Origin of the sequence: Pedobacter antarcticus, assembly GCF_900112985.1 — a bacterium.
Classification (GTDB): Bacteria; Bacteroidota; Bacteroidia; order Sphingobacteriales; family Sphingobacteriaceae; genus Pedobacter; species Pedobacter antarcticus.
On the sequence record NZ_FONS01000005.1, the window covers coordinates 231,013 to 242,889 of the forward strand.

Sequence of the window (11,877 nt, forward strand, 5' to 3'; positions counted from 1 at the left end):
CCTCTAAATTCTTATTGAGCTAAATGATATGTATCTTAATGCTCTAATTGATAATTAATACGAATATGAAGAAGTTCATGCTGATCGATGATGATGAGATTTTTGTTTTTCTGACAAAAAAGACCATTTTGAAAGTGTCAGCAGATGTTGCAGTCCAGGTCTTTGCTGACGGGCAACAAGCGATTTCTCATTTACAAGATATTGCTGGTAATAGCGAATTATTGCCTGACGTTATATTTTTGGATTTGAATATGCCGGTTATGGATGGCTGGGAATTTCTGGACGAATACCAAAAGCTAGACGGGTTTCCTCTTGACGGGGTACCACTCTACATTGTATCTTCTTCCATTTCTCCATATGAAATGGATCGTTCGGCAGGTATTCCAGTTGTCACCGAATTTATAATTAAACCTCTTGTGAAGGAAAAATTTCTTGAAATACTGGAGAATTTATAGGGTTTCATTTTGATCGTCTGATACCTCAGCAATAAGGCTGCTCAGTCTTCTCAACCTGCGTTAATTTAATGAACATAATGAATAATACTTTGACCTGTAGTATTGCTTAGTTTAGTGGCAAACGCAAGATTGTCTCGCACTAAATAACGTAATTTATGATCAAAGTTGGCCTTATCGATTTAAATCTGCAATGCAGATCCAGGATAAAAAGCTTACTGGAACTTCAACATAACCAGCATTTCCGGGTTACACTGGACGTTGGAACGACAGATGAGCTCAAAACTGTAAAGCCGGCGCTAGGACCGGATGTAATCCTACTTGATATATCCTGTGGGGGCGCTGCAGTGATTCCTTATATCTATGCGCGTTTTCCTCAAACTCATATTATTGTTTATAGCGATATTAAAGATCAGGAAAGTGTGCTGGAATGCGTAAGGGTGGGGGCTATGGGTTACCTCCTTAAAGAAACCAGCATCGCTGATGTTGCTGCATCCATAGTTGTTACCTATGAAGGAGGCTCGGTGTTCAGTCCATCTGTATCACGGTTAGTGGTGAAACAAATACAACAGAGTCTGGATTATCAGGCAAATTTAAGCCGTAGGGAAAGGCAAATTGTCGATGGATTGAGAAATGGACTGAGCTACAAGCTAATTGGTTATAAATATGGTATTTCTCTTGATACCGTTCGTCAGTATATCAAAAGAACTTATAAGAAACTTAACATAAACAGCAAGGGCGAGCTCCTCGCACACTACCGTTCCTGACGGGTAGGCATTTTAGTTTGCTGTAAATGTTGGTTTTGCGTTGACGGTTCTTTGATGATGAAAGGTTTCGCTAAAACAAAAATCCTTCTGTTTATTTTGCTTTTTAGCGGGTTGTACGGCTCCGCACAAGTGAAATATGCTTTTTTGAGAGATACAATCAGTATACAGAGTGATCAAACCTTCACGAATTTTTTAAATGTTCATAATGAGAGTGGTCAGCGGACAGTACTTTATTACGACCGGCCGAATTCTAATTTGCCAAAGGCTCTTATTGGCTTACCGGACAGTCTGGTGCTACAGGCTGGTGAAGCCAAAAAATACCCGCTGAAATTTCTGGCCAACCGGCAGACAATCCGACAAAATCTGCAATCTTTCATCATAAGTCTACGCAGTGCGGCTCCATCTGATAAATCTTTAATGCAATCCGATGCTAGTTTTTACACGCAGCTTACGGACGCAGAGGGCTTAAGCTTAGGGCTCGAACAGGATGAGGTTTACCTTAGTCAGCTAAATGACCGTGCGCAGGTTATGGTGCGACTAGTCAATCACGGATATGTTCCGCTTACTTTTACTTTGAATCTTAGTGGTGTTCCTGATGGCCTGGAGTTCACAGGACAGACTATGCGTATGACTCTTGAACCTGGCGAACAACAGATCTTGCCTTTTGAGGCTGCCTACCGAACTAACTTTAAACGCTCAGAGGATTTTATTGTGACTATTAAAGCAATAGATGATCTTGGAAATCAATTAGCTGTTAAGATGCTAAAAGTATTCAGTATCACGAGCTCCAGAAACCTGGGGCAGTTCAGTACGCTATTATCTAATCCTCCTAATTCGGTGTCACTTCTATATGGTAACCTTAATGGTAGTTCTGATTATTTTCAGTTCCGTACAAATGGTAAAACTGTGGTTAATGGTAGTTCCACCCTGGAATACAGATTGAACATGGATCGTTATAGCCAGCAGGATAGTAAAACGGTAAATGTTTATGATTCTTATTTGGATTATCAGACTAAAACCTGGGGCATAAAAGCAGGCTCTATTTACGAAAGCTCTGATTTTCAGTTGTATGGACGGGGTCTGAAAGTCAATATGCGTGTAGCACAAAGCGGTGTTCTATCGGCAATGGCATTGGAAAACAATTATCTTCTTTTTAACGGCAATAATTTCAACAGGCAGGGGGCACGGATTCTAGGTGCAGATTATCAGGAGAACAGTCCGGGCAATAATTTGCGAAAGGCTTCATATATCTATAGCAACGATCGTTATACCGGTTTAAATGCTCATCAGATCGGATTTCGGTCTGACTTTATCTTATCTGGACAAGAGAGATTAGCCTTACAGGCTGCTTATACGGTTGAACATAATTTTATAAAAAATACTAAAGCCCAGCAGGGTGCTTCCGGAGGATTTAATTACCGGCGTCAAACTGATAATATTAATATCTCTTTTAATAGTTTTTACAGTACACCATATTTTACGGGTTTACAGCGTGGTTTGTTTTTTAGTGATCTGCGAGCAGACTGGAAGTTAGACCAGGAGGGTAACAAAAGCTTATATGTTTTTGGTAACGCAATGATTAACCGGCCTAAATTTCAACCGCAAGAAGGAATACTAATGTTTAGGGATTTTAAAAATGCAATTTATAACTACGGACTGGGCTATCAAATCCGCAAAGGGTCCGTTTATACGAATTTTAGTCCTTACCTGATGAGGCAAAGTTTGCAGACTAGTGGATATGAATATAAAAATCCGGAAAATACAGACTGGGATGCTTCTTCTATCCGTATGAAATTGTTAACGGGCTATACAGGCGGATTATATAATGTTAGTGTAAATGCCGATTATGGTTACACTTATCTCAATACGTCGGGAAATCCGGTGGCACCTTTTCATTCATTGAAAATCAACGCATCTTACTCAATGCCCCTGCTTGGGTTTACAGGTACCATGCAGATTAACCCTTATTATCTGACAGATGTACTTAATATTGGTAACCAAACGAAATACAGAATGTATAATTTCGGACCGAATGTTCGCATTTATGCCTGGGAGCGGAAATTAGAATTCGCCCTCTCTGCATTATATAATTATTATGGGTATACACACAATAATAATTACACAACTAACGCTTTTGCAAAGTATGAGCTTAAAAACAACTGGATAATCACAGCCGAGATGCAATATGCTGTAAACAGGCAGCGGATTTTCAGACAGGAATATGCATCGGCTGGAGGAGAGCGGTTAGACTTGGAAAATCCTGTGGAAAACTATGTGAATAACTTTAATGTTGACTACCGGCAGTTGAGATTTGGAGTACAGAAAAAATTTGGAAGATCTATTAACACTGCTTTAAGAAAGCTAAAATTAAATTATTTTGAGGATCATAATGGAAATGGAATCAGAGAGAATGACGAACCTTATGTTTCTGGATTAATCGTGAAAATTAATGGAGAAAGTGCACAAACGGACAGAAAAGGGCATGTTGAGTTCGGTGTTGAAGAAAAAATACGTTACGTAATTAGCGTAAATAATACTAAAGGATGGAGTTTGCAGGAGCCAACAATCGTATTTACTGATAAAAATAAGAGCTTGCAGATACCTCTTGTAAAAACACAGGCTTTGCAAGGCAAGTTAGTCGTGAAGAAAAATAAATATGTGGATAACTTTCCTGTGCTTGCTGGAATAAAGGTGAGTGCAACTGATCCATTCGGGCGTGTTCATCAAACCTATACGGACGACCGGGGTAATTTTATATTCTACCTGCCTAGAAATAAATATATGGTCTCTATTGAAACGAAGGGTCTACCTTTTTCTATTGAAAACGCGGCTGAAGAGGTTACGTTAAAAGGATCACCATTGGATATACTCACTTTCATTTATACTGATGAACGCCGAAAGATAGGTGTGACGCGTTTTTAGTCAGGCAATAAACTATATCTGAGATTCTAGGGAGCGACAATTGTGTAAGTGACTGTTGTCGTATAATCGCCGCCTGCTTTATTGAGGAGCTGTGCAGCCTGCGCAGATGGAATACTGTATTTGATACTAAGAAGGCGGTCTATGGCAGGTGCTGAAGCATTCATTAGTTTTTGAGCCGTGGCCGATAATATGATGGGCGTTATACCCGACTGACCTGATGCTCCCTCTATCCTGATAAGATTTACCGGTAAGGTATTACCCGAGGTAGATGTGAGCGTAGCTCCGGAAGCTTTAACAGTAATATCGTAAGGAACAGTACTGCTGACCCTCAGATGATTGGTCATTGTTACGCTAACTCCATTTTTATAGTCATTAGCACTGCCAAAAATAAGTTTGACGGCAGGTTGAGATATAATAAGTTCTGACATGCTTGCGACGTTAACCGTTGCATTGCCCGATACTGAAGCCGTTGTTGATTCATTTGTTGTCACCGGAGGTATTGAATATGTTATCGGGAGGGTATAGATTCCTGCCTGAATAAAATTAGTCTTCAAATTGGCTGCAGTAATCGTATAGGCAGGGGCATTTAGATTTTTGTTGCCGATTGGAACAACTACGTTTGTCGCGACGTTCTGATCGGCAGTATTTGGATTGACGGCAGTAAACGTCGGGATCTTAACATTAAGCAATGTGGAGGCATTCACGGGGACAGGCAGGTTCGGGTAAGTTTTATTGAAACTAAAGTTGGCAGCGGTACTTTTAAGTCGAATATTAGTATTGACGGTTGTAAAATAATTTAAGTTGCCATTTGCAGTAACGCCTGTTGACCTGAATTGATCTAAGGTGTTGACGTTTAAGGCGATGTCCGCTGATGTAGTTTCCATGGTAATAAAAGGAGGAACGACAATATTAATCAATTGATTTGGAGTGCCAATTGAACCCAGAAGACCTGCTAACGAAAAAACAATTGTGTTCGAAAAGGTCCCGGCATGCCATGCATACCCCCCAATTTGAACCCTGTAGTTACTTTTGATAGGTCCGGGAGATACGCTCGCAAGCCCTCCGTAAATTGACTTGGTCTCCGTATTGGAAGGAAATTGTTCAACGCTTGAACCCAATAATATGAGTGTACCTATGCTATAAATTTTTACGAAAAAACGCGAGAGTGGTACTGCAGGGATACTTGTAGCGCCGCTTGATATTGGGAAGTTAGCAAGATTCGATTTTATATTTATATTGGGAACCAGACTTAGCAGACCGTTAAGAGAAGGTCCGCCAATAGCCTCTGCTGTATAGTCTGATTGTGTGCGGATACTAGATTCAGGAAGATTAATTGTTACCTGTGCTATCGCCGTACTTGTCAGCATAAGGCTGTATATAAGGCTAAGGAGTGTATATAATTTCTTTTTCAGCAACTTTAAGATCATAAGATTTTCCGGCATCTAGTAAGGCTACGGCCAAGTAGTTTCCTTTTAGGTTTGTAGGTAATTCTATATATACCCATTGCGTTGCCTCAGGTAACATCGCCAATGGGACAGCAGCTATCTTGATTTCTTCTCCTGTCTCCTTATTCGTCAATTCCATTCGCACGAAAGCATCTTTATTAATTGCTCCGGTATTATGAATTTTTAAAGCAACTTTTCTGACTTTAGAGTCGGACTTCAAACCGAAATCTTGAAAATCAATAAACTCCAGATCGCCATGATTTAATGCAGGCGGTATGTAATAGAGCTGAACTCCTACTTCCATTAATACGTTTATACCAATTTTTTTATTAGGGTCATTGTTTTTCTCCTGGGGTGCAATCTGCGTAAAGAACAGCATACTGTTAGTCGTCGCCCTGGCGTCATTGGGAACATGCATAGTAAGTGCAGCCTGTATAGTTTCTCCAGGGCCAATTGTCACTGTGTTTGTAGTTAGTGAAACCCAGTTTGAATTGGAGTTTGGTTTTGTTCCGGATGCGTAGTAAATTTTAGTTCCCGTACTGTCCCGATCCCAATCTTGTAACCTGGTGTTAAAGGACAGTTGCTGATCGGAAGAGTTACTGATATTAATGGTAGTACTAAGTGTTTCTCCCGGATTACCTGTTAAAAATATACGGGCCGGGGAAATTGAAAAGCCCTGTGCACTGCTATCCAAAGCGGACGCAAGCACAAGGCCAATACTTGAAAGCAGTTTGAATAATTTCATTGAAACTATAACTGCGTTACCGTATAAAGTACGTTGGTAGTATAATCTGTAGCGGCTGCGGTAATTAAAGCCTGAGAAGCAGATGTTGGAATGTTATAATTAATATCAAATTCTGTTCCTGTAGATGCCGGTGCAGTAGCAACCAGTTGAGCCAGAGTTTGGTCTAATGCCACAGTAGTTGTTCCTGTAACTGCAGGTCTGGCTGCTGTTACAGATATTTGGACGGTACTTAATGGTACAACTGAAGTACCTGTCGCCGGAGTAAAAGGAGCGTCTGCATTTACCCCTAATGTATAAGCTCTGTTACTAACTACCGTGAAATGATTTACTTTAGGAACATTCGGGCTTGAATTGAAACTCGCAGCAGAATTGTATTCAAACAATACGGCCGGGGTTCCGCCTAATGTGATAGAGATTGCGTCCTCAATTGAAATTGTAAGCGCTACTGGTCCAGAGGTCGCAGTTTGTTGCGCTTTGGAGTTGATGCTGCACAGTGTAAAAGCTATCGCAATGACAAAGGATGATAAGTACATTTTTTTCATAGGAAATATTATTTACCTACAAATTTAATCAATTGCAATATTCTCAGTTGGGCGTTAAAGACACATTTTGATGTTACATATCGAATAAGGAAGGAAGCGTAATTTTGAAAGTAGTTCCTTGATTTACACAGCTTTCTACTTCAATTGTGCCTTTTAAGGACTCAATTTGAGTTTTAGTAATATAAAGGCCTATTCCTTTTCCTTCGACGTGTGTATGAAAACGTTGATTAAGCCCGAATATATTATCCTTATGTTTTTCCATATCAATTCCAACTCCATTGTCTGAAAAAGTTATAATAACTTCTTTACCTGGGCCGCAGATAGATGTTATTGATACTTCAAGTAACCTTTCAGGATGGGCATATTTAATCGAATTCGATATCAGATTATTTAATACACTTTCCATATAACTTTTGGTAAAATGTATTGTATCACATTGAAAGTCAGTGTGTATAATAATTCCCAATGTGTGGATTTGTTTGGTGAAATCAAGACATACTTTTCCGAAAGAATCTGATATACTAACTAACTCGGCTTGTTGAATAGGGGTGTTTTGCGCACTGAGCATGTGTACCAGATCTTCGATTGTTTCATCCAGATGTTGAGTGGAATCGCCGAAAAGTTGAATAATAGCCCTGTTATATTCGTCTAATAAATCAAAATTAAGCAAGTCAAGAAGCCCCCGAAGGTTCTTTAATGGTACCCTGAGGTTATGGGAAGTGATGTAAACAAATTGGTTCAGGTATTGATTCCTGGTGGTTAGCTCCCGAATAAGCTGGTCTTTTACACTGTCTTGATTTGCTCTGGATTTAAATTCCCTGAAGTTTACAGCCAGCAGGGAGAGATCGGTGTGGTTGATATTAGGGTTATTCATACCTTTATTGAGGCAAACATCTTGCCACCTGAGAGCCCCAATCTCAAGATAAATTCTTTTAGCAGCGATCTAACCATTCATTTAACTGACCAGCTTCCGCTTCATTTCTTGCCGCTACACTTAGTATATACTCATCTCTTGAACCATCTCCCAGAAATTCCGTATTGGTATTACCCATCAAATCAGTGACGCTGTTTAATGGATTGAAAGGTGTCACCCGGATCGAAGATGGTGATACGTTTTTCTCCAGTAGAAACTTAACAGCCGCTTCTGCAGTTGCCTCTTCATTATATGTTCTGGTAATTAATTGATAAGGTGTGTTTTCAGAAGATAAGGGTATACGAACCGGTTTTCCAGGTTCATATCCTGGTAATTCATCAAGATAAACGGCAGATACCGATTCTAGTATTACCCTGCTAGTTTGTTCGTCTAATAAAATCGAATCTACAGGATAACAAATTGATCTTGAAACTGCAGCCCATTCGTTGTCACTGAGATCAAGGACCAAATACCGGACTATCGACTCTGTCGTACTAATTAGTAATTCGGTAACAACCCCGACGAAAGATTCGTCGGGGCTGAAAGCTTTCCAACCGATAATATCTGGTTGTCCATCACGAATTTCGTATTCACTTTTACTGATTTCGAGTAATTGAACCAGTTCCGGATGCTGACCCTGTTCCATAGTTTCTGGTGTTAAAAATTTCTGCTGTAAAAGTAAAAGACGAATAAACCGATAAAAATTATGGCCATCAGCCAGTAAAAGTATCCTCTGTATTTTTTCGGTTGGATTTCTAATCTGGTCATGTTATTTATTTTTAAAGGATGAATTGATTTAATGATAGATTTCGGTATGACTAAGGATCTCCGCTCCCGCGTGGTTGCCTTGCTGGATTGCCAAGTCCAGTGCAGTTAAACCGCGGAATTCTACAATATTTGGGTTTGCACCATTTCTTAGCAGGATTTCCATTATATCATTTCTTCCGAACATGGCTGCAAACATCAATGCTGTACCTCCATTACCATGTTGCATATTCAGATCTGCTCCATGCATAATGAGCATTTCTGCGATTTCTGCATAACCTTTAAAACTCACGCCCATTAATGCAGTATTGCCACCGGCATCAACTGAATTGACATCGGCACCCGACTGTAAAAGTAAAGCGGCGGCTTCCGCCTGATTATTATAGCAGGCTATAATTAAAGGGGTATAACCTTTAGCGTCATGTACATTTATTGTATTCCCATTTGTGATCATGGCCTGCAGAAAATGTGTGTCACCAATCCTTGCTGCCTGAAGTAAATTATCTGTTAAATTTCCCATGATAAAGATTTAATTAGGCTGGAACATCTGGTTTTTTCTCCCTTTCCCAGAACCTGTGCTGGGACACTGCATTAAGAAATTTCTGTACAGGTTGATTTGTGATAACACCGGCAGGCTTACCATTACTTCCATCTGGCAGTAATTGGCTAATCCATTCAGTCCCTTCGGCCTGCGATCCGATAGCTTTACAGTGCTTGAATGCTTCCACTACAAAATGCTGTGCATCTGCTTCCGCCTTGATAGCATTTACGCTTAATTTTCCACCTGGTACGTATACTGCGTCAAATAATACCGATGCAGTAGTTAGAAATGTAAAATCTACCTTATGAATTACGCCCTTGTCATCTTTAATATGACCGTTGTGAGTAGCAACTATCTTAGCCTGAGCGGAACCCGCCTGAGCAGCTTTAATCAGCTCTTGTAATTGCTCACTATTTACACCATCAGTAGCCAAAACTGCAATTTGTCTGCTTTTTATGGTGTCTTTTATTGTGTTTTCCATACTTAGGGCAGCAGATACTTTAATCTTACTCGATCCCGTTTTGCTTTCATAGTCTTCTTGTGATGCATCTGCAGGTACACTATGATTAATAGGTTTTTCTGGGCCTGAAGGCACTTCCAGACCGAGTGCTTCAGCTACTTTTGAAGCCAGTTCTAAATCTACTTGTGTAAGGATTCCCACCATTCTTTTCCGTATTTCCTCTCTTTCCACTTTACCAAGTTCGAAACGAAGGGCATCAGTCAAATGATTTTTTTCAGCTTCAGACTGGCTGTTGTAAAATAACTTAGCCTGACTGAAATGATCTCGGAAACTTTCACTTCGCGCTCTTATTTTGCGGGCATCTATTCGTTCTTCATACGAACTGAAACCACCATCTGCAACTTTAGCCTGCGCCGGATAGTTTTCCGATATACTATTAGGTTCATAGCTGGTTTTACTGGTATTAATGGTTTGGCGCATATGGCCATCCCGCTGATTATTATGAACACCGTTTATAGGCCTGTTTATTGGGATTTCATGGAAATTTGGGCTGCCTAAACGTGAAAGTTGTGTGTCGGTGTAGGAAAATAAACGACCTTGTAAGAGTGGGTCGTTGGTGAAATCAATGCCTGGTACAATATGTCCCGGGTGAAAAGCAACCTGTTCGGTCTCCGCAAAGAAATTATCCGGATTTCTATTTAAAGTCATCTTTCCGACTGGAATTACAGGAACGAGTTCTTCAGGAATTAATTTTGTCGGGTCCAGTATGTCAAAATCAAATTTATGTTCATCCTCTTCAGATATAATCTGTAAGCCTAGTTCCCACTCTGGAAAAGTCCCACTTTCTATCGCGTCCCACAGATCTCGGCGGTGAAAGTCTGGATCATTGCCTGAAATCTTTTTCGCTTCGTCCCAAACCACAGAATGTACACCTAATAAAGGTTTCCAGTGGAATTTAACGAATGAAGATGCACCGGCTTCGTTAATTAGTCTGAAGGTATGGACGCCGAATCCTTCCATCATTCTAAGACTTCTTGGTATAGCACGGTCCGACATTAACCACATTACCATATGTGTGGATTCGGGCATTAAGGAAATAAAGTCCCAGAAAGTATCATGAGCAGATGCTGCTTGAGGTATCTCATTGTGTGGTTCTGGTTTAACAGCATGGATCAGGTCGGGAAATTTGATTGCATCCTGTATGAAGAATACAGGCATATTATTTCCTACAAAATCATAAATTCCTTCTTCTGTATAAAATTTAACGGAAAACCCACGGACATCTCTGGCCAGATCTGTCGAACCTCTGGAGCCTGCGACAGTAGAAAACCTGACAAATACCGGTGTCTTACGAGAGGTATCTGTTAGAAATCCGGCTTTTGTATAGTTTTGTTGTGATTCATAGAGCTCAAAAATTCCATGTGCACCTGATCCTCTTGCATGGACAATCCGCTCCGGGATCCTTTCATGATCGAAATGCGTAATTTTCTCACGCATGATAAAGTCTTCCAGTAAAGTCGGGCCTCTTTCGCCGGCTTTCAAAGAATTCTGATTGTCATTAATCTTTAAGCCCTGGTTCGTACTTAGGTGCTCTTGATCACCGTTTTCCGAGAAGGGTTGCAGTTTATCAACTTTTTCATTTTGACTGTTTTTTTTATCATTTTCTTTCATGACCGAAGAGATTTGAGTTCAGCTGCTTAACAAAGCCATAACAAGGAATGTTTCAAATCTTTCAATATTATAATATGAATGGGACAGACGTTTGAAATTTATTTCAAAATTGAAACATTAGAAGAGTAATTATGTTAATGTGATGTCTACCGATGAAAAATAGTGAAGGGCCGGATTGCGTATGCAACCGGCCCTTCTTTTTGTGGATATCAACACGTTTTCCACAGGGAAATGTGGAAAACCCTAAATTGCTGATATAGTATATTTTGATTTAAATTATTGGATCACTACACCATCTTCCCCAATTTTAATTGAAGCGGTTTCTTCTCCTTTTTTTGCATCTACCTGATAATAAGTCGGTTTATTTGCTTCCGTTATTTTGAAAGCCCCTGTGGGTGCCCAGTCTTTATACTGGTCTCCTGATAAGGTTGATTTTACTGCGTCTGGAAGCTCTTCAATTTTAACGGGAGTTTTAGTACTGCTATCCTGCTGCGCAATAATAGCAACAGGTGTACTTACTTCTGATGCTTTTACTGTAGAAACTCCTGCAAACGCTAAAATGGCTGCACCTAAGATTAAATTTTTCATAATGGTAGTTTTTTATAGAATTCCTGTTTTTTGGTATGATTACTGTGTACAGGGCATCAATTGGTT

Annotated in this window: 11 protein-coding genes; 3 read left to right on the plus strand and 8 right to left on the minus strand. The window is 40.0% G+C overall.

Annotated elements, in window-relative coordinates:
- Nucleotides 1-65: 65 nt before the first annotated feature.
- The 3 genes from BM192_RS12555 to BM192_RS12565 all read left to right on the plus strand — a co-directional run bounded on the left by BM192_RS12555 (nucleotide 66) and on the right by BM192_RS12565 (nucleotide 4,141).
- Entirely contained in the window at nucleotides 66-455 is a 390-nt protein-coding gene (locus BM192_RS12555; protein ID WP_074964002.1) for a response regulator, read from the plus strand.
- A gap of 155 nt (nucleotides 456-610) precedes the next feature.
- Nucleotides 611-1,219, plus strand: a complete 609-nt coding sequence (locus tag BM192_RS12560) for a LuxR C-terminal-related transcriptional regulator (protein WP_051759715.1) — start codon at nucleotides 611-613, stop codon at nucleotides 1,217-1,219.
- A gap of 144 nt (nucleotides 1,220-1,363) precedes the next feature.
- Complete coding sequence (locus tag BM192_RS12565; protein WP_139218440.1) at nucleotides 1,364-4,141, plus strand: COG1470 family protein; 2,778 nt, start codon at nucleotides 1,364-1,366, stop codon at nucleotides 4,139-4,141.
- A gap of 26 nt (nucleotides 4,142-4,167) precedes the next feature.
- Here the strand turns inward: BM192_RS12565 and BM192_RS12570 are convergent, their stop codons facing one another.
- From BM192_RS12570 to BM192_RS12605, 8 genes are all read right to left on the minus strand, one after another.
- Nucleotides 4,168-5,508 (minus strand): hypothetical protein, encoded by a 1,341-nt coding sequence (locus BM192_RS12570; protein WP_037439207.1) that lies wholly within the window; start codon nucleotides 5,506-5,508, stop codon nucleotides 4,168-4,170.
- Between the two features lie 16 nt (nucleotides 5,509-5,524).
- Nucleotides 5,525-6,331 (minus strand): fimbrial biogenesis chaperone, encoded by an 807-nt coding sequence (locus tag BM192_RS12575; protein ID WP_051759717.1) that lies wholly within the window; start codon nucleotides 6,329-6,331, stop codon nucleotides 5,525-5,527.
- 5 nt (nucleotides 6,332-6,336) lie between these two features.
- A complete protein-coding gene (locus BM192_RS12580) occupies nucleotides 6,337-6,873 on the minus strand; it encodes a hypothetical protein (RefSeq protein ID WP_037439210.1) in 537 nt (178 codons plus the stop codon).
- Nucleotides 6,874-6,946: 73 nt separating this feature from the next.
- On the minus strand, nucleotides 6,947-7,747 hold the full coding sequence (locus tag BM192_RS12585; protein WP_051759719.1) for a sensor histidine kinase: 801 nt from the start codon (nucleotides 7,745-7,747) through the stop codon (nucleotides 6,947-6,949).
- Nucleotides 7,748-7,805: 58 nt separating this feature from the next.
- Nucleotides 7,806-8,432, minus strand: a complete 627-nt coding sequence (locus BM192_RS12590; protein ID WP_037439213.1) for a hypothetical protein — start codon at nucleotides 8,430-8,432, stop codon at nucleotides 7,806-7,808.
- A 150-nt stretch (nucleotides 8,433-8,582) separates the two neighbouring features.
- Nucleotides 8,583-9,071 (minus strand): ankyrin repeat domain-containing protein, encoded by a 489-nt coding sequence (locus BM192_RS12595; RefSeq protein WP_037439215.1) that lies wholly within the window; start codon nucleotides 9,069-9,071, stop codon nucleotides 8,583-8,585.
- Nucleotides 9,072-9,084: 13 nt separating this feature from the next.
- Nucleotides 9,085-11,223, minus strand: coding sequence for a catalase HPII (katE, locus tag BM192_RS12600; protein ID WP_037439217.1), 2,139 nt, complete (start codon nucleotides 11,221-11,223; stop codon nucleotides 9,085-9,087).
- Nucleotides 11,224-11,499: 276 nt separating this feature from the next.
- Entirely contained in the window at nucleotides 11,500-11,811 is a 312-nt protein-coding gene (locus tag BM192_RS12605; RefSeq protein WP_037439219.1) for a hypothetical protein, read from the minus strand.
- Nucleotides 11,812-11,877: the final 66 nt, after the last annotated feature.

Excerpts from the sequence above, each read along its gene's own strand:
- BM192_RS12555 (WP_074964002.1), top strand. The coding sequence starts at position 66 with ATGAAGAAGTTCATGCTGATCGATGATGATGAGATTTTTGTTTTTCTG.
- BM192_RS12605 (WP_037439219.1), bottom strand. The coding sequence starts at position 11,811 with ATGAAAAATTTAATCTTAGGTGCAGCCATTTTAGCGTTTGCAGGAGTT.
- BM192_RS12585 (WP_051759719.1), bottom strand. The coding sequence starts at position 7,747 with ATGAATAACCCTAATATCAACCACACCGATCTCTCCCTGCTGGCTGTA.
- BM192_RS12570 (WP_037439207.1), bottom strand. The coding sequence starts at position 5,508 with ATGCTGACAAGTACGGCGATAGCACAGGTAACAATTAATCTTCCTGAA.
- BM192_RS12580 (WP_037439210.1), bottom strand. The coding sequence starts at position 6,873 with ATGAAAAAAATGTACTTATCATCCTTTGTCATTGCGATAGCTTTTACA.
- BM192_RS12560 (WP_051759715.1), top strand. The coding sequence starts at position 611 with ATGATCAAAGTTGGCCTTATCGATTTAAATCTGCAATGCAGATCCAGG.
- BM192_RS12575 (WP_051759717.1), bottom strand. The coding sequence starts at position 6,331 with ATGAAATTATTCAAACTGCTTTCAAGTATTGGCCTTGTGCTTGCGTCC.
- BM192_RS12590 (WP_037439213.1), bottom strand. The coding sequence starts at position 8,432 with ATGGAACAGGGTCAGCATCCGGAACTGGTTCAATTACTCGAAATCAGT.
- katE (WP_037439217.1), bottom strand. The coding sequence starts at position 11,223 with ATGAAAGAAAATGATAAAAAAAACAGTCAAAATGAAAAAGTTGATAAA.
- BM192_RS12595 (WP_037439215.1), bottom strand. The coding sequence starts at position 9,071 with ATGGGAAATTTAACAGATAATTTACTTCAGGCAGCAAGGATTGGTGAC.